Annotated in this window: 22 protein-coding genes; 7 read left to right on the forward strand and 15 right to left on the reverse strand. The window is 65.5% G+C overall.

Annotated features, from left to right (window positions below; genetic code table 11):
• Window positions 1-139: 139 nt before the first annotated feature.
• Complete coding sequence (hemB, locus tag RJ527_16735) at window positions 140-1,102, forward strand: porphobilinogen synthase (GenBank protein WND78077.1); 963 nt, start codon at window positions 140-142, stop codon at window positions 1,100-1,102.
• Window positions 1,103-1,116: 14 nt separating this feature from the next.
• On the opposite strand, the gene RJ527_16740 is transcribed toward hemB, so the two are convergent.
• The 3 genes from RJ527_16740 to RJ527_16750 all read right to left on the reverse strand — a co-directional run bounded on the left by RJ527_16740 (window position 1,117) and on the right by RJ527_16750 (window position 3,861).
• On the reverse strand, window positions 1,117-1,632 hold the full coding sequence (locus RJ527_16740) for a chemotaxis protein CheW (GenBank protein ID WND75666.1): 516 nt from the start codon (window positions 1,630-1,632) through the stop codon (window positions 1,117-1,119).
• 139 nt (window positions 1,633-1,771) lie between these two features.
• The gene (locus RJ527_16745) at window positions 1,772-2,614 is read right to left on the reverse strand and encodes an alpha/beta hydrolase (protein ID WND75667.1); all 843 of its coding nucleotides are present in this window, start codon (window positions 2,612-2,614) and stop codon (window positions 1,772-1,774) included.
• A gap of 29 nt (window positions 2,615-2,643) precedes the next feature.
• Entirely contained in the window at window positions 2,644-3,861 is a 1,218-nt protein-coding gene (locus RJ527_16750; protein ID WND75668.1) for a CaiB/BaiF CoA-transferase family protein, read from the reverse strand.
• Window positions 3,862-3,997: 136 nt separating this feature from the next.
• On the opposite strand from RJ527_16750, the gene RJ527_16755 reads away from it, so the two are divergent.
• The gene (locus RJ527_16755; GenBank protein ID WND75669.1) at window positions 3,998-6,367 is read left to right on the forward strand and encodes a penicillin acylase family protein; all 2,370 of its coding nucleotides are present in this window, start codon (window positions 3,998-4,000) and stop codon (window positions 6,365-6,367) included.
• A 48-nt stretch (window positions 6,368-6,415) separates the two neighbouring features.
• Window positions 6,416-7,633: a threonine ammonia-lyase gene (locus tag RJ527_16760; protein WND75670.1), complete on the forward strand. Its 1,218-nt coding sequence runs from the start codon at window positions 6,416-6,418 to the stop codon at window positions 7,631-7,633.
• A gap of 18 nt (window positions 7,634-7,651) precedes the next feature.
• Here the strand turns inward: RJ527_16760 and RJ527_16765 are convergent, their stop codons facing one another.
• Both RJ527_16765 and RJ527_16770 read right to left on the reverse strand, forming a co-directional pair.
• Window positions 7,652-8,431, reverse strand: a complete 780-nt coding sequence (locus tag RJ527_16765; GenBank protein ID WND75671.1) for a class I SAM-dependent methyltransferase — start codon at window positions 8,429-8,431, stop codon at window positions 7,652-7,654.
• Window positions 8,418-8,903, reverse strand: coding sequence for a flavin reductase family protein (locus RJ527_16770; GenBank protein WND75672.1), 486 nt, complete (start codon window positions 8,901-8,903; stop codon window positions 8,418-8,420). The genes RJ527_16765 and RJ527_16770 overlap by 14 nt, the downstream gene beginning before the upstream one ends.
• Before the next feature lie 275 nt (window positions 8,904-9,178).
• Here RJ527_16770 and motA point away from each other — a divergent pair, with 275 nt between their 5' ends.
• From motA to RJ527_16785, 3 genes are all read left to right on the forward strand, one after another.
• Window positions 9,179-10,039: a flagellar motor stator protein MotA gene (motA, locus tag RJ527_16775; GenBank protein WND75673.1), complete on the forward strand. Its 861-nt coding sequence runs from the start codon at window positions 9,179-9,181 to the stop codon at window positions 10,037-10,039.
• Window positions 10,040-10,130: 91 nt separating this feature from the next.
• Window positions 10,131-11,282: a flagellar motor protein MotB gene (locus RJ527_16780; protein WND75674.1), complete on the forward strand. Its 1,152-nt coding sequence runs from the start codon at window positions 10,131-10,133 to the stop codon at window positions 11,280-11,282.
• Window positions 11,283-11,334: 52 nt separating this feature from the next.
• Window positions 11,335-12,078 (forward strand): arginyltransferase, encoded by a 744-nt coding sequence (locus RJ527_16785; GenBank protein ID WND75675.1) that lies wholly within the window; start codon window positions 11,335-11,337, stop codon window positions 12,076-12,078.
• A 14-nt stretch (window positions 12,079-12,092) separates the two neighbouring features.
• Here the strand turns inward: RJ527_16785 and parC are convergent, their stop codons facing one another.
• From parC to folK, 10 genes are all read right to left on the reverse strand, one after another.
• Window positions 12,093-14,336, reverse strand: coding sequence for a DNA topoisomerase IV subunit A (parC, locus tag RJ527_16790; protein ID WND75676.1), 2,244 nt, complete (start codon window positions 14,334-14,336; stop codon window positions 12,093-12,095).
• Window positions 14,337-14,454: 118 nt separating this feature from the next.
• Window positions 14,455-15,174 carry a DNA repair protein RecO gene (gene recO / locus RJ527_16795; protein WND75677.1) on the reverse strand — a complete coding sequence of 240 codons (720 nt, stop codon included), beginning with the start codon at window positions 15,172-15,174 and terminating at the stop codon, window positions 14,455-14,457.
• Window positions 15,175-15,222: 48 nt separating this feature from the next.
• A complete protein-coding gene (gene era, locus RJ527_16800; protein WND75678.1) occupies window positions 15,223-16,125 on the reverse strand; it encodes a GTPase Era in 903 nt (300 codons plus the stop codon).
• The gene (gene rnc / locus RJ527_16805) at window positions 16,122-16,814 is read right to left on the reverse strand and encodes a ribonuclease III (protein ID WND75679.1); all 693 of its coding nucleotides are present in this window, start codon (window positions 16,812-16,814) and stop codon (window positions 16,122-16,124) included. The genes era and rnc overlap by 4 nt, the downstream gene beginning before the upstream one ends.
• Entirely contained in the window at window positions 16,811-17,542 is a 732-nt protein-coding gene (lepB, locus tag RJ527_16810; protein WND75680.1) for a signal peptidase I, read from the reverse strand. The genes rnc and lepB overlap by 4 nt, the downstream gene beginning before the upstream one ends.
• 101 nt (window positions 17,543-17,643) lie before the next feature.
• Entirely contained in the window at window positions 17,644-18,054 is a 411-nt protein-coding gene (gene acpS / locus RJ527_16815; GenBank protein WND75681.1) for a holo-ACP synthase, read from the reverse strand.
• A gap of 37 nt (window positions 18,055-18,091) precedes the next feature.
• Entirely contained in the window at window positions 18,092-18,847 is a 756-nt protein-coding gene (locus RJ527_16820; GenBank protein WND75682.1) for a pyridoxine 5'-phosphate synthase, read from the reverse strand.
• A 22-nt stretch (window positions 18,848-18,869) separates the two neighbouring features.
• Window positions 18,870-21,032, reverse strand: a complete 2,163-nt coding sequence (locus tag RJ527_16825; GenBank protein ID WND75683.1) for a bifunctional (p)ppGpp synthetase/guanosine-3',5'-bis(diphosphate) 3'-pyrophosphohydrolase — start codon at window positions 21,030-21,032, stop codon at window positions 18,870-18,872.
• A gap of 104 nt (window positions 21,033-21,136) precedes the next feature.
• Window positions 21,137-21,562: a DNA-directed RNA polymerase subunit omega gene (gene rpoZ, locus RJ527_16830; protein ID WND75684.1), complete on the reverse strand. Its 426-nt coding sequence runs from the start codon at window positions 21,560-21,562 to the stop codon at window positions 21,137-21,139.
• 103 nt (window positions 21,563-21,665) lie between these two features.
• Entirely contained in the window at window positions 21,666-22,208 is a 543-nt protein-coding gene (folK, locus tag RJ527_16835; GenBank protein WND75685.1) for a 2-amino-4-hydroxy-6-hydroxymethyldihydropteridine diphosphokinase, read from the reverse strand.
• A gap of 122 nt (window positions 22,209-22,330) precedes the next feature.
• Between folK and RJ527_16840 the strand changes: the two genes are divergently transcribed.
• Entirely contained in the window at window positions 22,331-22,951 is a 621-nt protein-coding gene (locus RJ527_16840; protein ID WND75686.1) for an NYN domain-containing protein, read from the forward strand.
• Window position 22,952: the final 1 nt, after the last annotated feature.

Consider the following 22,952-nt stretch of genomic DNA (forward strand, 5'->3'; position numbering starts at 1 on the left):
GAAGCCGGGGCCAAGGGGTGCCAAGAAACGTTGACTTTACCCCGGGCCCAAGGGATTTTGTCGGCTCCGTCCAGGCCTGTTGGCTGACCTGACCCCTCATTGGAAGCAACCGCCCGTGTCCATATTTCCCCGCAAGCGCATGCGCCGCAACCGGCGTGAACCCTGGATCCGGCGGCTGGTCGCCGAACATAAGCTGTCCACGGACGATCTGATCTGGCCGGTGTTCGTGGTCGAGGGCGCGAACAAGCGCGAACCCATCCCGTCGATGCCGGGCGTCGAGCGCCTGTCCGTCGATCTTTTGGCGGGCGCGGTGACGGAAGCCCGCGAGCTGGGCATTCCCGCTGTGGCGTTGTTTCCCTACACGGACGACAGCCTGAAAACCCCGGACGCCAAGGAAGCCTACAACCCGGACAACCTGGTGTGCCGCGCCGTGCGCGCCGCCAAGGCCGCCGCGCCGGATGTCGGGGTGATCTGCGACGTGGCGCTCGATCCCTTCAATTCCGACGGCCACGACGGCCTGGTGCAGGACGGGATCATCCTCAACGACGAAACGGTCGAGATCCTGGTCAAGCAGTCCCTGGTTCAGGCCGAGGCGGGCTGCGACATCATCGCCCCCTCGGACATGATGGACGGGCGCGTCGCCGCGATCCGCGACGCCCTGGACGACGCGGGCCGCCAGGACGTCTCCGTGCTGGCCTATGCGGCCAAGTACGCGTCCGGCTTTTACGGGCCGTTCCGCGACGCCGTCGGCTCCAAGGGGGCCTTGAAGGGCGACAAGGCGACCTATCAGATGAACCCGGCCAACGTCGACGAAGCGATGTGGGAGGTCACCCTCGACGTCGAGGAAGGGGCCGACATGGTCATGGTCAAGCCGGGCCTGCCCTATCTGGACGTGGTGCGCATGGTGAAGGAAGAGTTCCGCATGCCGACCTTCGTCTACAACGTATCGGGCGAATACGCGATGTTGCGTGGGGCGGGCGACGCCGGCTGGCTCGATTACGACAAGGTGCTGCTGGAGACCATGATGGCGTTCAAGCGCGCGGGCGCCGACGCGATCCTGACCTATGCGGCCCTGGACGTCGCACGCCTGCTGCGCGGGTAACGGAAGACCGTTTTCTAAAGCCGGACGTTGATATTCAGCAGGCGGTGCACATCGAGCACCACCATCAACTCGCCCTTCAGGCGATAGATCCCGTTGGCGAATTCGCGCCACAGGGAATCAAGGGTCGCCGGATTGCGCTCGTACAGGTCGTTGGACAGGCTAACCACGTCGCCGATGCTGTCGACCAGCAGGGTGTAGAGTTCGTGGTCATGCTCCACCGTTACCGCCATGGCGTTTTCCGAGGCTTCCGTGCTGGTCGGCAGGCCGAGGCGCACGCGCACGTCGATGACGGTGACGATGCGGCCACGCAGGTTGATGGAGCCGCGCACTTCCGGCGGCGCCAGGGGGATCGAGGCGATGCGGTCCGGCGACAGAATGTCCTGAACCATCAGCACGGGAATGCCGAACAGTTGTTTCTTGACCCGGAAGGTCACGAAATCTTCCAGATCCTCGCCCGGATGCGTTGCCAGTTCGCGGGTTTCCGCTTCGCGCAGCGCGCGGGACGAGTTTACAGCCTGAACTTCAGCCATTATCGGCACTCCCAGATTTCCGGCGGTCTTGCGCGAAAATGCGTCTGACCGATCCCTGATGTGGCTGCATAGTATTCGCCGGCCCGACGACTTTCAATACAGACAAAGGTATGTGTCCGCTGAATAAATTCGGGCCGGCTCAGGCCGAGAGCCAGTCCGCGACCAGATCCAGTTGGGCATCGTCCATCAAGGCCGGGGCATGGCCGACGCCGGGAATTTCGTGGACCGTGGTTTTGGGGCCCCGCCCCTGCATTTCCGCCAGGGTATCGGCGCGCAACAGGTCCGACTGGGCCCCCCGGATCACGGTGACCGGGCAGCGGATCGCGTCCCACACGGGCCACAGCACCAGATCGTTGTCGACCGCGCCCTGAAACGGTTTGGCCAAGCCGGGGTCGTATTTCAGCACCAGCCGCCCACCGGGCGCCTGCCGCACGCTATGGCGGGCGAGATGTGCCCATTGTGCGTCGGTCAGGGGGCCGAACGGCGCGTGGACCTGGCGGATGTAGGCCTCGGCCTCGGCCAAATCGGCGAAATCCGGCGCCGTGCCCAGGTAGGCGGCGATGCGTTGCAGGGAGTCCTTGGTCACCACCGGCCCGGCGTCGTTCATCAGCAGACGTTCCACGGGCGTTCCCGCCCCCGCCGCCATGATCATGCCCAGCAACGCCCCCATGGAGGTGCCGAGCCAGGCAACCCGGTCCACGTCGAGGCGCGCGATCAGGGCCGTCAGGTCGGCAAGATACTGGGGATAGCCGTATTGCAGGGGGTCGGCCAGACGGCCGCTGTCGCCGCGCCCGACGATGTCGGGGCAGACGACGCGCCAGCGGTCCGAGAACCGTTCGGCCACCGCGTCGAAATCCCGGCCGTTGCGGGTCAGGCCGTGAACGCAGAGCAGCACGGGGCCGTCGGCCGGGCCCCATTGCCAATAGACGACCTCGTGAAAGGCGCCGAGGGCCGTGCGGCCGAGGAAGGATTTGCGTTCCATGCGACCGCCCTTCCCCGCCCGCCGATGCGTCAGATCACGCCGCGGTCGCGCAGGCCGGCGACCTCGTCGGCGCTGAGGCCCAGGACCTCGCCCAGAACCTCTTCCGAATGCTGGCCCAGAACCGGCGGCGCCATGCGGTAGTCGACCTGCGACTTGGAGAACTTCAGCGGGCTCGCGACCATGCTGACCGGCTTGCTGCCGGTCTTCGGGTGCGGCATGTCGAGCCGCATGCCGCGGGCGAGGAACTGCGGATCGGAAAACACCTGGTCCAGGCGGTTGATGGGCCCGCAGCTGACGTTGTTCTTTTCCAGTTCGGTCAGCCAGAACGCCGACGGCTTGGACGCGACGATCGGCTTCAGAAGGGCGACGATCTCGTCCCGGTTGGACACGCGCCCCGCGTTGGTCGCGAATTTCGCATCTTCCGCCAGATGCTCACAGCCCGCGACCTTGCAGAACCGCTGGAACTGGCCGTCATTGCCGACGGCCAGGATGATGTCGCCGTCGGCGGTCGGGAACGACTGGTAAGGCACGATGTTGGGGTGCGCGTTGCCCAGGCGCGGCGGGTTCTGGCCGGTGGCCAGGAAGTTCGCCCCCTGGATCGACAGGATGGCGGCGGTGGTGTCCAGCATGCCGATGTCGATGTGCTGGCCCTCGCCGGTGACTTCGCGGTGGCGCAGGGCGGCGTTGATGCCGACCGCCGCGTACATGCCGGCGATCAGGTCGGAAATGGGGATGCCGGCCTTCTGCGGATCGCCGTCGGGCTCCCCGGTCACGCTCATGAAGCCGCCCATGCCCTGAATCAGCACGTCGTATCCGGGGCGGTTGGCGTAGGGGCCGGTATGGCCGAAGCCGGTCACCGAGCAATAGACCAGACCCGGGTTGTCGTCCTTCAGCTGATCATATCCCAGACCGTATTTGGCGAGGCCGCCGGTCTTGAAGTTCTCCACCAGCACGTCGGACTTGGCGATCATCTTCTTGGCCAGCTCGATGCCTTCGGGCTTGGTCAGGTCCAAGGTGATGGAGCGCTTGTTGCGGTTGGCGCAGGTGAAATAGGCGCTCTGGTCCGTGTCGTTGCCGTCGCCGTCCTTCAGGTAGGGCGGGACGAAGCCGCGCGTGTCGTCGCCCTTGCCGGGGATTTCCACCTTGATCACGTCGGCGCCCAGGTCACCGAGAATCTGCGTGCAGGAGGGGCCCGCCAGGATGCGGGTCAGATCGAAAACCCGAAGGCCGCTCAAGGGTCCGGACATGTCTGTTTCCTTTTGTTGGTCGCGCCTTATTGTGGGCGTCTCAGCGATGGAAGGGAACGTCCGGCGCGCCCGGAAACCGGGGGCCGGCGCAAGTTTGGTGTCGCGCGATGTATAACGCCAAGATTTACCCCCCGCAATGCGGGCGGGCGAAAATTTCCGGCCCGAAAGGCCCGCCGTGCGGCTGCGCGGGCTGAAAGTCTGGGGCCTGGCGCTGGCCGTGGCGCTGGTCGGCGGCGGCGCGGCCCTGCTCGCCCCGACCTTCGCCAAGACGTCGGGAACCCTGAAACTCGCGGGCCTTCCGGCGCCCGTGACGGTCACCCGCGACAGCCACGGCGTGCCGCGCATCCGCGCCGGTGACGGGGACAGCGCCTTTTTCGCCCTGGGCTTCGTCCATGCCCAGGATCGGTTTTTCCAGATGGAATTGATGCGCCGCGCGGGGGCCGGGCGGCTGGCGGAGATGCTGGGCGCGCCGGCGCTCGACATGGACCGTTACATGCGCCGTCTGGGAATCCACCGGCTGGCCGAGGCGCAGGCGAAGGCGGCCTCGCCCGCCCTGAAAAAGCGGCTCGACGCCTATGCCGCCGGGGTCAACGCCTGGATCAAGGAAACATCCTGGCCGCGCACGGTCGAATTCCTCGCGCTCCGCCACACGCCCGAACCCTGGCGGCCCGCCGACAGCCTGGTCTGGGGCAAGCTGATGGCCCTGCGTCTGGCCGGCAATTGGCGGACGGAACGCCTGCGCCTCGACATGCTGGCCAGACTTTCGCCGGAACAGGTGAATTTCCTCTGGCCGCCCTACCCCGGCGACGCGCCGACCGCCTTTCCGGGCATGTCCGGCGGCGGCAGCGGCCTAGCCGCCTTTCCCGCCATGGACTGGGACCCGCAGAGCGTGGGCGCGCCGGGCACGGCCTCCAACGCCTGGGCGCTTTCGGGGATGCGCACGTCAACCGGCAAGCCGTTCCTGGCCAACGACCCGCATCTGGAATTCCAGGCGCCGATCCTGTGGTATCTGGCGCGCCTGGAAACCCCGGACGGCGTGCTGGCCGGGGCGACCGTGCCCGGCGTGCCGTTCCTGGTGATCGGCCACAACGGCCATGTCGCCTGGGGGTTCACGACCACGGGGGCGGATACGGAAGACCTGATCGTCGAGACCCCGGCCGAGAAGCCCGGCGCCTACCGCACGGATGCGGACGGCGGCACCGCCGAATTCCGCGTTCGCAACGAAGTCATCACGGTGCGGGACCGCGCGCCGGAAACCCTGACGGTTCTGGAAACCCCCGACGGCCCCGTCATCACCGACGCCGGCGGCCGTCCGGTGACCCTGTCCGCCCCCTATCTGGAAGCGGGCGACCAGACGCCGGAAGCGCTCCTGGCCCTCAACGCGGCCAAGACCAAGGCCGACGTCGCGGCGGCCCTGCGCCGGTTTCACGCCCCGGTGCAGAACGTCCTGTACGCGACCCGGGCGGGCGAGATCGGCATGATCACGGCGGGGCGCCTCCCGAAACGCAAACGCGGCGGCGGCGCGGTGCCGCTGGTCCGCATGCAGGGGCCCGTGGGGCACGACGGTTATCTCGACCCCGCGGTGATGCCGCGCTATGCCGATCCGCCGGGCGGCGTGCTGTTGAACGCCAACAACAAGGTCACGCCCCCGGGTTTTCCCTTCGCCATCGCCGCCGACTGGCCGCCGCCCTTCCGCGCCCGGCGGCTGGCCGATCTGCTGGCCGGCGACCGGCCCGACCCGATCGCCCCCCAGATGGACATCCATTCCGCCGGGGCCGAGGAACTGTTGGCCTTCGCCCTGGCGCAATTGGACGACGTTGCCGCCCGCCGGTCCCTGGTCCGCGCGCTGGAACGCTGGGACGGCGCCATGGACCGACGGCAGCGCGCGCCCCTCGCTTTCATGTTCTTCGCCCTCAATCTCAAGCAGGCAATCTTCGCCGACGACCTGGGCGACCTGATCGACCGCTGGCACGGTCTGCGCATTCAGGCCGTGGTCCGCGCCCTGACGGCCGGGCAGTCATGGTGCGACGACCGGGCGACGGCGGACAGGATCGAAACCTGCGCCGACGCGGTCGTCCGCGCCCTGGATCAGACAGCCCGCGATCTCATGGGCCTGGACCGGGAGTTGGGCCGCACGGCGCTTTGGGGCGATGTGCATGTCGCCCGGTTTGAACATCCCGTGTTCCGGCACATGCCCCTGCTGCGCGATTGGACGGCGGTCGAGGTCGCGACGGACGGCGGCAACGACACCCTCAACCGGGGCGCCATGTGGCTGGGGCGCTCGGATGCGCCCTTCGCCCATCGCCATGGCGCGGGGCTGCGCGCCCTGATGGATTTGAGCGACCTGGACGGCTCCCGCTTCGTCATCGCGACGGGTCAGTCGGGAAATCCGCTCAGCCCGCGTTACCGCGATTTGGCCGCGGCTTGGCGGGACGGTCAAACCCTGACCCTTGAAGCCATCCCGTCCGAGGCAGGCGACGTTCTGAAAATCCTGCCAAAAGATTGAACAAGCGTGTAGAACGGCGGCTTCACTTTCCGTAACGGAACCCGTGCCATGACCGTGACCATAGATGCCATCCGCGACGCCGCCCGCCAATTGCAGGGCGAGATCATTCGCACCCCGGCCCTGCCGGTGCGCCGGCTGTCGCGGGCGACCGGCGCCGAGGTCTATCTGAAGCTGGAGAACCTGCAGGTCACGGGCTCGTTCAAGGTGCGCGGCGCCGGGATCAAGCTGGGCAGCCTGTCGGATGACGAGCGCGCGCGCGGCGTCGTCGCCGCCTCGGCCGGAAACCACGCTCAGGGTGTGGCCTATCACGCCGGGCGGCTCGGCATCGCGGCGACCATCTACATGCCCGAAGGCACCCCCTTCACCAAGGTGGGGCGGACCGAGGACCTGGGCGCCAAGGTCGTCCTCGAAGGCATTGATTTCAACGCCGCCCGGGATGCCGCCCTGGCCCATGCCGAGGAAACCGGCAAATTGTTCATCGCCCCCTTCGACGACCCGCACGTGATCGCCGGTCAGGGTACGGTGGCGCTGGAGTTTCTCGAAGATGTGCCCGACCTGGACACCCTGATCGTGCCGATCGGCGGCGGCGGCCTGATGGCCGGCTGCGCCATCGCGGCCCATGCCATCAACCCGGGGATCGAGATGGTCGGCGCGCAGACGGCGCTCTACCCTTCGATGGCGCAGGCCCTGAACGGCGAGGCCTCGACCGGCGCCGGCACCACCATCGCCGAGGGCATCGCCGTGAAGACGCCGGGTGAGATCACCCGGCCGATCATCGCCGACCACGTCAAGGACATCGCCGTTCTGGGCGAGGACGAGATCGAAGCCGCCGTCCTGGCCCTGGCCGAGGGCCAGCGCATCGTCGCCGAGGGCGCCGGGGCGGCCGGGGTCGCGGCCCTTTTGGCCGGCGACGGCAAATACAAGGGCAAGAAGGTCGGTATCGTGATTTCCGGCGGCAACATCGATTCCCGCCTGCTGTCGAACGTGCTGTTGCGCGGCCTGGTGCGCGGCGGGCGCATGGTCAGTCTGCGCATCGGCATGAGCGACCGTCCGGGCATGCTGTCCGAGGTGGCCGGTCTGATCGGCGGTCTGGGCGGCAATATCCTGGAGGTCTATCACCAGCGCCTGTTCACCGACGGCCCGATCCGCGACACGGAATTGGACGTGGTGATCGAAACCATCGACGCGGAACATGCGCGCGCGATCGTCGAGGCCCTGTGCAATGCCGGGTTCCAGACCCGGGTTCTGTCGAACCGCAAGGACTAAGTCCGGTTGCCTTTCCGCCTACATCCTGAACACCAATAGCCGGGTGCGTCGGCTGTCGTCGACCTCGACGATCTCGTCCGGCTCCACGTCCGGCACGGCGAAGCTGTTGGAGATGAACAGACTGCCGGGCTTCATTTCCTGCCGGGCCTTGGCGTACAGGCGGGCCATGGGCACGGGTGACAGGAAACAATAGACGACATCGAAATCCCTTAAATCCGCCCGCCAAAGGGACAGAAAGCGGATTCGCAGGTTCATCCGCGGCTGCGTGAATTGACGCAGACGGGTCGCGAGATAAACCAAGGGGGCTGTCTCGAAGCCTTCGAAGGCGGCGTCGGGCCGCGCATCGGCGAGATGCCAGAGTGTTCCGCCGAGCCCACTGCCCAGATCGGCCATGCGGATGCCGGGCCGCTTCGGCAGCAGTTTTTCAACGGCGCGCCAGGTCTTGGCGTTGGACAGGTAGAGGGGAACCCCTTCACCCACGGCGTTCCAATAGACGGCGAGCAGTACGGCGAACACGGCGGGAAACACCCACCCCGGCGGCTGCAGGCCGAGCACGATCCAGAGCAGAACCGGGGCAACGGCCTGAACCGGCAGCCACCAGCGGGCCAGCCCCATGGGCAGGGTCGCCACCGCCGCCGCCGCTCCCCAGATGATGCAAAGCGTCGCCGGCGGTGCCGGCCAGCCGAGGTTGCGCAGAACCGCCATGGCGGCCACGGTCGCGATTCCGCCGACAAGCTGCGCCGCCACCGCGCGAACGATGGGAAAATTGTATAAAAACTGGTACTTAGATTCGCTCACTTAACCCACGGTATGAGCTTTGAAAATAGATCAAGGGGGCCTTGTCGCGGGCCACCTGCACGTCCGCCACGCGGCCAACCACGATACGATGGTCGCCGCCGTCATGAATTGCATGGGTGTGGCAGGCCAGCGCCGCCGCCACACCGTCCAGGACCGGCGCGCCGGTTGCACCCGCCTTGAATCCATGCCCGTGCAGGTCGAAGGTTTGCGGTCCGGCGAAAGCGTCAGACAGGGCGTGTTGGTCGGCGGCCAGGACATTGACCGTGAAGCCGGCGCCGGATTCCAGAAATTGGGCGATGCAGCCGGTGCGATTGTCCAAACAGACCAGGATCAAGGGCGGGTCGAGAGACAGCGAGCAGAAGGCGCTGACGGTCACGCCGACGGGCCCCTGCCCGTCACCGGGCGCGGTGACAACCGTGACGCCCGAGGCAAAACAGGCCAAGGCGTTTCTGAATGCAATTTGATCAACCATGTCGGCGGCCGAATCGTTCCCCCAAGGATGCTGGCATGTGTATGCGGATGACGTCTTGAATACGTCGCCTGGGGAAGGGCTGGCAAGCCTTTACCAATTACCAATCAATTTGACGTTCAATGAGGGCGTGGCTCTTTGAATTAATCCTTTTGGCTTATGGCGCTTCGGTACGAGAAATGCTTGTATTTTGGGACGATAGGACGATAGCTTTTCCCCCGTGCGTTAGAGACCGCGAAGCGGCGTCGGCGCGGACCCGTGCTCTTGGAGACTGCTGAATGCTGTTTATCGTAGGCTCATTGGTTGTGCTGGTGTCCGTGTTCGGTGCCTATGGCGTCCACGGCAGCTTCGCCGTGCTTTGGCAGCCGCTTGAATTCATCATCATCTTCGGCGGCGCCATCGGGGCCTTCGTCACGGGCAACCCGAAACCGGTCATCAAGGGCGTGATGGGGTCCTTCAAGACCATTATGAAAGGCCCCACCTACAGCCGCGAACATTATGAAGAACTTCTCGGTTGCCTCTATTCGGTGTTCCGTCTGGCCAAGACCAAGGGCGACCTGGCGCTTGAAGCGCATGTGGAAAAGCCGGACGAGAGCACGCTGTTCGCCAATTTCCCGCTGTTTCATGCCGATCACCATGCGATCGAGTTTCTGTGCGACTACCTGCGCCTGCTGACGCTCGGGGCCTCCAACCCGCATGAAATCGAATCGGTCATGGATGCCGAACTGGAAAAGCATCACGAGGAACTGCACGCCATCTCCGGCGCCTGGCAGAGCATGGCCGACGCGACCCCGGCGCTCGGCATCGTCGCCGCCGTGCTGGGCGTCATCGTGACCATGGGCTCGATCACCGAACCGCCGGAAGTTCTCGGCAACCTGATCGCCGCGGCTCTGGTCGGGACGTTCAGCGGGATTTTCTTCGCCTATGGGTTCATGGCGCCGATCGCGGCTTCGCTGAACAACACCTACAACGCCGACGCCGCCTACCTGAACTGCATCAAGATCGCGCTGGTCGGCCACATGCAGGGTTACGCCCCGCAGGTGTCCGTGGAATTCGCGCGCAAGACGCTGGCGCATGGTCTGCGGCCGACCTTTGCCGAGGTCGAGGAAATGGTCACCAACCTGCCTGCGGCGTCGTGACGATCACCCCCCCTGCCGCCGGACGTAAGGACGTCCATGACCACGGCGGCGCGCACGGCCGAAACGGTACGGACCCCATAGGAAGGGCCTGATGGCGGACGAAGCCGCAAAACAACCGATCATCATCAAGAAGATCAAGAAGGGCGGACACGGCCATCACGGCGGCGCGTGGAAAATCGCCTACGCCGACTTCGTGACCGCCATGATGGCGTTCTTCCTGCTGCTGTGGCTGTTGAACTCGGTCACCCAGGAATCCCTCGAAGGCATTTCCAACTACTTCGCGCCGGTGTCCACGTCGCAGACGACCAGCGGATCCGGCGACATCCTGCAAGGCAAGACCATTACCGAGGAAGGCATTTCCTCGAACGCCACGGCGCGCGACAGCGTCACCGTCGATCTGCCGCCGCCCAAGGCCGGCACCGGCGGCGACCTGTCCGAGGGCGAGGCGGAATCCAAGGCCAAGCCGACCGAGGAAGACGTCGAGGCCCAGGCCGCAAAGAAGGAACAGGAAGCCTTCGAGGACGCCCAGGAAGAGTTGCAAAAGACGCTGGAAAGCGTGCCGCAGATGCGTCAGCTGAAGAACAGCCTGTTGGTCGACAACACGCCCGAAGGTCTGCGCATTCAGTTGATCGACCGAGACGGTCTGGCCATGTTCCCGTCGGGGTCTTCCAAGATGTTCCTGCATACGGAACGCCTGCTGGAACTGGTGTCCAAGGTCATCCTGTCGATGCCCCAGGACATTTCGATTTCCGGGCATACGGACGCGACCCCGTTTTCCGGCCAGGACTACGGCAACTGGGAACTGTCGTCGGACCGCGCCAATTCGGCGCGCCGCGCCCTTGAAGGATTCGGGGTGCCCGATGCACGGATCAAGCGCGTCGTCGGCAAGGCGGCGACGGACCCCCTGATCGCCGAGGACCCCAAGCACCCGTCCAACCGGCGGCTGTCGATCATTCTGCTGCGCGGCACCGGCCGTGAGGCGGAAAAGGAAAAGGCCGAAAAGGACGCCGAGGAAAAAGCCAGGAAAGAGCGTGAGAACGAAGCCCTGCCCGGCCTCAACGAGATCAAGCGTCAGCAGCGCCAAGAGGACGGCGGGGCCGCCACCCCCGCGCCGAAGCTGGCGCCCGAAGGCATCCAGTTGCCCGCGCCCGGCGGGGTCGTTCCGGCCCGGCCCGCGCAACCGGCCGCACCGGCGCTGCCTGGGATCAACCTTGAAATCCGCGGCGATATTAAGTCACAGTAGGTTCCGGACGGTCGACGCACGGGCGGCGTGACCGGAGGCACGGGGACACGAGATGCGCCACAAACCCATATCCGACACGCGGTTCTTTTTCGCGACGGCGCCCCTGCCCTGTCCGTACCTGCCGGACCGGGTCGAGCGGCGCGTGGTCACGGAACTGTTTGGGCGCGACGCGACCCGCCTGCACGATCAATTGTCCTATGCCGGCTTCCGCCGGTCCCACGGCATCGTCTATGCCCCGGCCTGTCCTGGCTGCGACGCCTGCAAGGCCGTGCGCATCGCCGTCGACGGCTTCGACCTGCGCCCGTCCATGAAGCGGATTTTGAAAGCCAACACGGACTTGTCGGCACGCATGGCGCAACCGGCCGCCAGCCAGGAACAATACCGCCTGTTCCAACGCTATCAGGCGTCGCGCCATTCCGGCGGCGACATGTCCAAGATGGATTACCTCGATTATCAGGCGTTGATCGAGGACACCCCCATCGACACCGGCCTGATCACCTACCGCGACGGTGACGGCACGCTGACGGGGGCCATGCTGGCCGACCGCCTGGGCGACGGCCTGTCCGCGGTCTACAGCTATTTCGACCCGGAACAGCCGCGCCGGGGCATGGGCACCTACATGATTCTGTGGCTGATCGACGAGGCCAAGCGCCTCGGCCTGCCCTATGTCTACCTGGGGTTCTGGATCGAGGGCTGCAACAAGATGTCCTACAAGGCGCGGTTCCGCCCGCTCGAGGTTCACACGGCGGCCGGCTGGCGGAACTTCGACGACTTCATGGCAAAATCCGACGGCTAGTCCCGTCCGCCGGTCTAGTCCCGTCCGAAAGTGCCCGAGCGCGGAAATCCCTTGGGCACGACCAGGCCCGCTTGCGCCCGCTTGCCCATCCATTGATGGTATTCCGGCTCCGTGCGCTGGCCGCCCGACCGCCAGGTCAGGCCCTCGGCCGTGCGCATGGTGGTGACGTCGGCCAGCCCGCCCTTGTTGTAGCGTTGCAGGATCACGCCCTTGCCGCGGCCCATTTCCGGCAGTTCATCGATGGGGAAGATCAAAAGCTTGCGGTTCTCGCCGACCACGGCGACGGCGTCGGCGCCCTCCATCACTTCCGCGATGGCGGCGGCCTCTTCGCCCGTGCCCAGGTTCAGGACCTGCTTGCCGTTCTTGGTCTGGGCCATCAGGTCGTCGGACGGCACGATGAAGCCGCGCCCCTTGTCCGACGCCACGACGTATTTCTTGCCGGTCTGATAGACCTGCAGCCAGATCGGATCGTGGCCGTTCGGGATATCGACCATCAGGCGCACGGGCTCGCCGTGCCCGCGCCCGCCCGGCAGCTTGTCGCCGGCCAGCGTGTAGAACCGCCCGTTGGTGGCGAACACCAGAAATTTGTCCGTGCTTTGTCCGTGGACCATGAACTTCAGGTTGTCGCCGTCCTTGAACTTGACCTCCGTGCCCGGCTCGACATGGCCCTTGAGGGCGCGGATCCAGCCTTTTTCCGACAGAACGACGGTGATCGGTTCCTTCTCGATCATGGCGTCCAGGGGCACCACGACGGCGGTCGGCGGGCCGGCGATTTCCGTGCGGCGGGCGCCGATCGCGGTTTTCTGGCCGAACGCCTTCTTGGTCTCGGCGATTTCGGCGGCGATCGCCTTCCAACGCTCGCCCTCGTCCTTCAGCAGCTTCTTGATGGCGCCGCGTTCCTTGCCCAGGTCTTCGTTCTCGCGCCGGATTTCGATCTCTTCCAATTTGCGCAACTGGCGCAGACGCATGTCGAGAATCGCGTTGGCCTGGACCTCGGTCAGATCGAACCGCTTCATCAACACGGTCTTGGGCTCGTCCTCCTCGCGGATGATCTTGATGATCTCATCCAGGTTGAGGAACGCGACCAGCAGCCCGCCCAGGACCTCCATGCGCCGCTCGATCTTCTCCAGCCGGAAGTTCTTGCGCCGGATCAGGACCTTGTGGCGATGGTCGAGGAACGCCTGCAAGACATCGCGCAGGGACATCACGCCGGGCGTGTTGTTGGCGTCCAGCACGTTCATGTTCATGTTGAAACGGATTTCCAGGTCCGTCTCGCGGAACAGGTGCTCCATCAAGGTTTCGGCGTCGACCGTGCGGCTCTTGGGCTCCAGCACGATGCGCACGTCTTCCGTCGATTCGTCGCGCACGTCCTGCAAGATCGGCAGCTTCTTGCCGATGATCAGGTCGGCGATGCGCTCGATCAGCTTGGCCTTCTGAATCTGATAGGGAATTTCCGTGATGACGATCTCGTACTGCCCGCGGCCCTGGTCCTCGACCTGCCATTTGGCGCGCAGGCGGAACGCCCCCCGGCCCGTGCGGTATGCCTCGACCACGGCGGCGTGGTCTTCGACCAGGACGCCGCCGGTCGGGAAATCGGGCCCGGGCACGAATTCGCACAGCTTGTCGAAGGTCGCATTGGGGAACTTGATCAGGTGGATCAGCGCGTCGCACAATTCGCCCGCGTTGTGCGGCGGGATGTTGGTCGCCATGCCGACGGCGATGCCGGTCGATCCGTTGGCCAGCAGGTTCGGGAAGGCTGCCGGCAGAACGATGGGCTCCGACTCCTCGCCGTCGTAGGTGGCACGGAAATCGACCGTGTCCTCGTCGATGCCGTCGAGCAGCGCCGCGGCGACCTCGGTCAGGCGCGATTCCGTGTAACGCATGGCGGCCGCGTTATCGCCGTCGATGTTGCCGAAGTTGCCCTGCCCGTCGACCAGCGGATAGCGCACGGCGAAATCCTGGGCCAGACGCACCAGGGCGTCATAGATCGCAAGGTCGCCGTGGGGGTGGTACTTGCCCATCACGTCGCCGACGACGCGCGCACATTTCTTATAGCCCGTGGCCGGGTCGAGTTTCAGTTGCCGCATGGCGTAGAGCAGCCGCCGGTGCACGGGCTTGAGCCCGTCGCGCACGTCGGGCAACGAACGCGAGACGATGGTCGACAGGGCATAAGCCAGATAACGCTCGCTCAGCGCCTGGGATAGCGGGGTGTCGCGGATGTCGCCGCCGAAGTCGCCGGGCGGGGTGATCGCGGTCATCGCAAGGATTCCTTAGATTGCAGGTTTTCCGCGCATCTGGGACGGAAGGCCGAATTCATGCACCAGATATAGTACATTCAGGGGGTGGGCGGTCAATGCACCGATGACGACAAGTCGGTTATTTTTTTGCCTGGAAGCGGTCCACCAGTCGGTCGCGGGCGGCCAGCCGCCCGGCCCGCCCTTCCAGGGCATGGTTTTCCAGGAAGTATCCGGTCAGCTTCAGGCCGTCGACCACCTCGGCCGGGGTTTCGGCGGCCCCGGGGCTGAGCAGAAACGCCGGCAGGGCCAGCAGGCGCCCATGATAGGGCTTGCCGGCGGCGGCCGAGACGGCGCGCCCGGTCTTGGGCGAGACATAGGTCAGGTTTTCCGTCTCGCCCGTGGCGGCGCAGGCGGCGAGATCGAGCCCGAACCCCAGTTCGCCGAGCACCCCCATTTCCCATTTCACGTAGGCGGACCCGACGTCGGCGTCGTCGAGCACCCCGAACAACGCCGCCAGGCCGTGGAAGATCGCGGGATGGTCCTCGCCCTCGGGCAGCAAGGCCTCGGTCACGGCACAGGCGGCGGAGAGGGCCGCCAGGCCGTCGGGGCAGTTCATCAACGCCGCCGCCGGGGTCTCCAGAACCTCCGTCGTCAGGCTGCCCAGATGTTCCGGCAGGCGGCCGCGCCAATCGAGGGTGACCAGATTGCCGACCTGCAACCCACCGCGCTTGCGCCGCCCCGCCCCGCCCCGCACCAGGCCCGTCTGGCGGCCCCGGGTTTCCGTCAGGGCGCTGACGATCAGCGCGCTTTCGCCGTGCTTGCGGGTCGCCAGGATGTAGCCTCTATCGTGCCATTCCATGGCGGAACGCCCTACCTGCGCGTTTCAGGCGCAGAAAATTGATCCTGATCAGGCATCGAAATCCAGGCCCCATTCGGCGTAGCGTTCGCGGTCGTCCTGCCATTTGCCGCGCACCTTGACGTGGATGAACAGATGCACCGGATGGCCCAGAAGATCCTGCAACTCGGCCCGTGCGGCGGCGCCGATCTGCTTGACCATGGCGCCCTGGCGGCCCAGCACGATGCCCTTCTGGCTGTCCCGCTCGACATAGATGACCTGGCGCACATGGGCCGAGCCGTCGGCCTTCTGCGTCCAGTCCTCGGTCTCGACGGTGATCTTGTAGGGCAGTTCCTGATGCAGCTTCAGGAACAGCTTCTCGCGCGTGATCTCGGCCGCCAGCAGGCGCGCCGGCATGTCGGAAATCTCGTCCTCGGGATAGAGCCACGGGCCCTCGGGCACGGCGGCGGCGAATACCTTGGCCAGGTCGGAAACGCCGTCGCCCGTGTTGGCGGAAACCATGAAGCAATCGGTGAAGACGCCTGTATCCATTAATTTTCCGGCCAGGGACAACAGCACGGGCTTGGCCACCAGATCGATCTTGTTGAGGATCAGATAGGCCTTGCGTCCGCCCAGGATCAGCTTGTCGATGATCGCCTGCGAGCGTTTGTCCACGCCGTCCTTGGCGTCGATCAGCAGCGCGATGGCGTCGGCGTCCTGGGCGCCCGACCAGGCGGCGGCGACCATGGCCCGGTCGAGCCGGCCCTTGGGCTCGAAAATGCCCGGCGTGTCGATCAGGATGACCTGCGCCGGCCCTTCGATGAAGATGCCGAGCACGCGGGTCCGCGTCGTCTGCACCTTGGGCGAGACGATGGAGACCTTGGCGCCCACCAGGCGGTTGACCAGGGTCGACTTGCCGACGTTGGGCGCGCCCAGGATGGCGATGAACCCGGCGCGGGTCTTGGTCTCGTTCATTCTGTTCCCCAGTTGTCCAGCATCGCCGTGGCGGCGGCCTGTTCGGCTTCTTGCTTGGCGTTGCCCGTCCCCGTCTGGTCCGCGCGCCCCGCGACGCTTACCGTGACGGTGAAGACCGGCGCGTGGTCCGGCCCGGTCTGGTCCGTCACCGCATAGACCGGCAGCGGCAGAGCGTTCTTCTGGCAGCGTTCCTGAAGCCGTGTCTTGGCGTCCTTCAGGGGCCCCGTATGCGCGTCGGCCAGGGGCGTCCACATGCGTTTGACGAAATCGGCGGCAACGTCGTATCCGGCGTCCAGGAACAAGGCCCCGATCACGGCCTCGCAGGCATCGGCCAGGATCGATGGGTTGTCCCGCCCGCCCGCCGCCTTTTCGCCGGGCGACAGCGCCAGACAGGACGCCAGGTCCAGATCGCGGGCCACGGCGGCCAGGGTGTCCTTGCGCACCAGGGCGGTGAAGCGGTAGCCGAGCTCGCCCTCGCTTTCCTCGGGAAAACGCTCATAAAGCAACGCCGAGACGGCCAGCCCCAGCACCCGGTCGCCGAGGAATTCCAGGCGCTCGTTGGAATTCAGGCGCTCCGTCTGCCCCGAGGCATGCTTGAAGGCCTGTGTGAGAAGGTCAGGATCGCCGAAACGGTGGCCCAGGCGGTCCTGCAGGGCCGAATGGCGCTTGGATGTGCTGCCGCCGCTCATTCAATGCCCTGGAAGATGCGCTCGAAGCGCACCGTCGACGGCCATTGCCAAGGCCGCCACAGGGAGCCTTGGGTCGAGAAGAACAGGAACTCAGCGCGGCCCACGAGGTTTTCCTTGGGAATGAACCCGACGTCGCCGTACCGCGAATCGTTGGATCGGTCGCGGTTGTCGCCCATGGCGAAGAACATGTCGGCGGGCACCTTGTAGACCCGCGTGTTGTCCATGGGGTCGTTGTCCGTTTCTTCCAGGATGAAGTGCTTCACCCCGTTCGGCAGGGTTTCGACGAAACGCGGCACGCGCCGGGTCGTGCCGAAATCGTCGGTCGAGACGAAATCCTCGACGCGCTCGCGGGTCACCGGCGTGCCGTTGATGTGCAGGATGCCGCCCGTCACCTGAATTTCGTCACCGGGCAGACCGACGATGCGCTTGATGAAATCCGTCTTGTTGTCGGACGGCAGCTTGAACACCACGACGTCGCCGCGGGCCGGCGTATCCTCAAAGATGCGCCCGGGAATCAGCGGCATGGAAAACGGCAGCGAATGTTTGGAATACCCGTAGGAAAGCTTGGACACGAACAGGTAGTCGCCGATCAGCAGGGTCGGCAGCATGGAGCCCGACGGGATGTTGAAGGGCTCGTACGCGAAGGTGCGTACGACCAGCGCGATCACGATCGCGTAGGCGACCGTTTTCAAGGTGTCCCAGAATCCGCCGGGTTTGTCGCCGCTCATATGTTGTTTTTCCGTGAAATGCCTAGGGTGGTGCCTGGAAGGAATGGCTGGGCCGCCGGATGGTTTCGGCGGGCGGATGAAACGCGGGTCGGGCGCAAAGGTCAAGCGCCTTCCTGGCCGGGGACCGCGGAAATGATCACCATGGCGTGGGCCAGGGGGTATTCGTCGGTCTGGGAAACGTGGACCTGGGCGACCAGGCCGGGCGGCGTCAGGGCGTCGAGCCGCGCCTTGGCCCCCCCGGTAATCAGCATGTAGGGCTGGCCGGTGGGCAGGTTGGCGACCACCATGTCCTTCCAGAACACGCCGAGGCGGAATCCGGTGCCGAGCGCCTTGGCGCAGGCTTCCTTGGCGGCGAAGCTTTGGGCGAAGGAGGCCGCCGGATTCTGCCGGCGGTAGGCCTTTTTCTGCTCACCTTCGGCGAACAGGCGGTCGACGAAACGGTCCCCGAACCGATCCAGCGTGCGCTCGATCCGGCGGATGTCGCACAGATCCGTGCCGATGCCGATGATCATGGGCGCGGTGTCCTGGCCTGCGGGCGGTCCGGCGGCGTCACGCGGAGCGTTCGCCCAGGGCCTCGGCCCGGGCCTGGTCCATGAGGGCGCGCATGCGCTTGATGGCGCTTTCCAGGCCGCCGAAAATCGCCTCGCCGATCAGGAAATGGCCGATGTTCAACTCGGTGATGGTGGCGATCGCCGCCACCGGCCCGACCGTGTCGAAGGTCAGGCCGTGTCCGGCATGGCACTCCAGGCCGATCGCCTCGGCATGGGCGGCCGCGTCCCTCACGCGCTGCAATTGCGCGGCCTGGGTCGCCGGGCCGGCCTCGCAATAGGCGCCGGTGTGAAGTTCGACCACGGGGGCGCCCAGGGCCTTGGCGGCGTCCAATTGCACGGGGTCCGGTTCGATGAACAGGGAAACGCGGATGCCGGCGGCGTTCAGGGCGTCGACATAGGGTTTCAGGGACCCCATGCCGCCGGCGGCGTCCAGGCCGCCTTCGGTCGTCCGTTCCTCGCGCTTTTCCGGCACGATGCAGGCGGCATGCGGCTTGTGGCGCAGCGCGATGGCCAGCATTTCCTCCGTCGCCGCCATCTCGAAGTTGAGCGGCAGGTCGATCTGCGCCACGAGACGTGCCATGTCGTCGTCGGAAATGTGGCGCCGGTCCTCGCGCAGGTGGGCGGTGATGCCGTCGGCCCCGGCCTGGGCGGCGGCGCGGGCCGCGCGCACGGGGTCCGGGTGACCGCCGCCGCGGGCGTTGCGGATGGTCGCCACATGGTCGATGTTGACGCCGAGCCTGAGATATCCGGTCATCGTCTTCAAGTCCTTGCCTGCCTTAGCCTTTCGCGCGTTCGACCGAGTTGACGGCGGGCGACGCGCGCAGCGCCGCGATGATGTCGGTCAGGTGCTTGACGTCGCGCACCTCGACATCGATCAGCATGTCGAAGAAATCGGTCGAACGGTTGATGATCTTGAGGTTGGAGATATTGCCGTCGTTCTTGGCGATCATGGTCGACAGATCGCCGAGCGATCCCGGCGCGTTGGCGACGGTGACATGGACGCGGCCGACATGCAGGTCGTGCCGCGCCTCGCCCCGGTCCCAGGCCAGGTCGAGCCAGCGTTCCGGCTCGTCCCCGTAGCCTTCCAGGGTGTCGCAGTCGATGGTGTGCACGGTGACGCCCCGGCCCGTGGTGACGATGCCGACGATGCGGTCGCCCGGCAAGGGGTGGCAGCAGCCCGCGAAATGCATGGCCATGCCCGGGATCAGGCCCTGGATCGGGACGCCGCCGCCCTCGCCCTTGTCCTTGCCGCGCTTGCGGCTGCGCGCCTCGGACAGCGGCACGACGATGTCGTCGCCTTCCTTCTTCTTGCGCTTGGCCCGGGGATAGACGGCCTCCAATACTTCGCGGCCGCTCAGATTGCCCAGGCCGACGGCGACGTAAACATCCTCGACCGATGCCTGGGTCAGCTTTTTCAGAACGCCGGTTAATCCTTTGTCCGTAAGTTCATAATCGGCTTCCTTAAAGCTGCGTTGAAGGATGGATCGGCCGAGCTTTTCGTATTCCTCGCGCTCCTGCAAGCGCACGAAACGACGGATGCGCGCCCGCGCCTTGCCGGTCACCACGAAGCGCTCCCACGTCGGGTTGGGGGTCTGCGCCTTGGAGGTCACGATCTCGACCTGGTCGCCGTTCCGCAGCTCCGTGCGCAGCGGCATCATCTTGCCGTTGATCTTGGCACCGACGCAGTGGTCGCCGACCTCGGAATGGACGGCATAGGCGAAGTCGACGGTGGTCGCCCCGCGCGGCAGGTTGATCAGGTCGCCGCGCGGCGTGAAGCAGAACACCTGGTCCTGGAACATCTCCATCTTGGAGTGCTCCAACACCTCCTCGGGATCCGAGGCATGTTCCAGAATGTCCAGCAGTTCGCGCAGCCAACGGTATTGGGTGCCGTCCTTGGCCGGGCCGCCCTGCTTGTAATTCCAATGGGCGGCGACGCCCAGTTCGGCCACTTCGTGCATCACCCGGGTGCGGATTTGCAGTTCGATGCGCTGTTGGTGCGGGCCGAACACGCCGGTATGAAGCGACTGGTAGCCGTTCGGCTTGGGCATGGAGATGTAGTCCTTGAACCGCCCCGGCACGACCCGATAGGCGTTATGCGCCACGCCAAGCGCCTTGTAGCAGTCCTCAATACTGTTCACGGTGATGCGGAAGGCCATGATGTCCGACAGCTGTTCGAACCCGACGTCGTGCTTCTGCATCTTGCGCCAGATCGAATAGGGCGACTTCTCGCGGCCGTTGACTTCGGCCTCGATGCCATTCTCCGCCAGGGTTTCCGACAGTTCGCCGATGATCTTGGGCACCAGTTCCCCACCCTGCTCGCGCAGGGTGTCCAGGCGCTTGACCACGGCGCGGCGCGCTTCCGGGTTGATCTCGGCGAAGGCCAGGTCCTCAAGCTCGGTCTTGATTTCCTGCATGCCGATGCGTTCGGCCAGCGGCGCATAGATGTCCATGGTTTCCATGGCGATGCGGCGGCGCTTTTCGTCGCTTTTGATGTAATGCAGGGTCCGCATGTTGTGCAGGCGGTCGGCCAGCTTGACCAGCAGAACGCGGATGTCCTCGGACATCGCGAGCACCAGTTTGCGGAAGTTTTCCGCCTGCTTGGCGCGGTCCGACTGGAATTCGATGCGGGTCAGCTTGGTCACGCCGTCGACCAGCTGCGCGACCTCGTTGCCGAAGTGGGAGCGGATATCCTCCAGCGTCGCCACCGTGTCCTCGATGGTGTCGTGCAGCAGGGCTGTTTCGATGGTCGCGCTGTCGACGCGGTAGGAGGTGAGAATCCCCGCGACCTCGATGGGGTGCGAGAAGTACGGGTCGCCCGAGGCGCGCTTTTGCGAACCGTGCGCCTTCATGGCGAACACGTAGGCACCGTTGATTCCGACCTCGTCCGCGTTGGGATCGTAGGCCTTGACCCGTTCAACTAGTTCGAACTGGCGGATCACGAAGGGGGCGCCTTATCCAGTTAATACCGGGACGCCGCCCTCAAATTGCCGAAACGCGCGGCACGGCCACGGTTCCGGTCGGGAATGTGTCATGGACGAGGACTTTAGTCCTCCAGCCCAATCTCCGCATCCTTGAAAACGACGTCTGCCCCCATCGTAGCAGGGTCCGCGCCGTCGTCCACGTCCAAAGTATCGTCGTCGTCCTCATCGTCCGACGCGGACGCGCCGGCATTCGCCGACATGGCGGACAACTGCATGGTTTCCGGAATGGCGGGATCCAGGTCTTCGATGGATTCCTCCATCTGCACGTACTTCTGCATGCCCTTGATCAGGGATTCCTCGAGTTCCGGCAGAGTGATGGCTTCCTCGGCGATTTCGCGCAGGGCAACGACCGGATTCTTGTCGTTGTCGCGGTCAAGGGCCAGCGGCGCGCCGGCCGAAATGTGGCGGGCACGCTGCGCCGCGAGCATGACCAGCTCGAAGCGGTTGGGGATTTTCAGAACGCAATCTTCGACCGTAACGCGGGCCATGCGGAACCTCCGGGGTCGGAATGTCAGGAATATGGGTCGCCAATCATTGGCAAGGCTGTGGGTTATATGCCCGGGCGCACGGATTTTCAAGCCTTTCGGCGAATTATTCGGGGGCCTGCCATTCCGTGCCCAGATAGCCCCCGGCGTCGGCCAAGGGGCGAATTTCCTGATCCGCCGGCAGCTCGGCGCAGAGCGCTTCGATCGTGCGGCCCAGCACGGGATGACGCCAGCCGGGTGCGACGTCGCGGATCGGCAGCAAGGCGAAGGCGCGCGCATGCAGACGCGGATGCGGCACTTCCAGGTCGCCCGTCAATACCCGGTCACCGAAGGTCAGCAGGTCGAGGTCCAGGATGCGCGCCGCGTTGCGTTCGCCGCGCCGGCGCCCGAACCGGGTTTCGATGTCCAACAGAGCCGCCATCAGGGCGTCGGGGGGCAGGTCCGTGGCCACGGCGACGGCGCCGTTGACGAACCAGGGCTGGTCGGAAACCGGCACGGGGGCGGTTTCATACCATCCGGCATGGGCCGTGATCGCGACCCCGGGATGTTGTGAAAGAACCTGCAACGCGGCCCCGCAGGTGGCGCGCGGCGGCCCGAATTCCGCGGTCGGCAGGTTGCCGCCGACGCCGATGACGATGGGCCCACTCACGCCGGAAACCCTAGGCCGGCGGGCGTTGAATCCTTGTGCTTGGGGGCAATGGGGCTTAAGTGTTTCATGATTGGCACTGTGTAAAAATTTAACACTTTGATTTCACCAAGGGATTGATGGAAATGAATTTTTATCCTGAAGAACGCGTCGCCCTGTTCATCGATGGCTCCAACCTCTACGCCGCCGCCCGGGCCCTCAACTTCGACATCGACTACAAGCGCCTGCTGGCCGTTTTCTCTGGAAAATGCCGCTTGGTGCGGGCCTTCTACTACACGGCCATGGTCGAGGACCAGGAGTATTCACCGATCCGCCCCCTCGTCGACTGGCTCGACTACAACGGCTACACCATGGTCACCAAGCCGACCAAGGAATTCACGGATTCCGCCGGACGGCGCAAGATCAAGGGCAACATGGACATCGAACTGGCCATCGACGTGATGGAAATGGCCGACAAGCTCGACCATATCGTGCTGTTCTCCGGCGACGGCGATTTCCGCCGCCTGGTCGACGCCGTGCAACGCAAGGGCTGCCGGGTCAGCGTCGTGTCCACCGTGCGCTCGCAGCCGCCCATGGTCGCCGATGAACTGCGCCGTCAGGCCGATATCTTCGTCGAACTGCAAAGCCTGCAATCGGCCATCCAGCGTGCTGGCGGTCCGTCCAACAACGCCCTGCCCGACGACGATGACGATTATGACGACGACGATTACGACGACGAAGGCGAGGCCGAGGTCGAAGTCGTCTGAG

The organism is Thalassospiraceae bacterium LMO-SO8 (assembly GCA_031655335.1).
GTDB lineage: Bacteria > Pseudomonadota > Alphaproteobacteria > Rhodospirillales > Casp-alpha2 > UBA1479.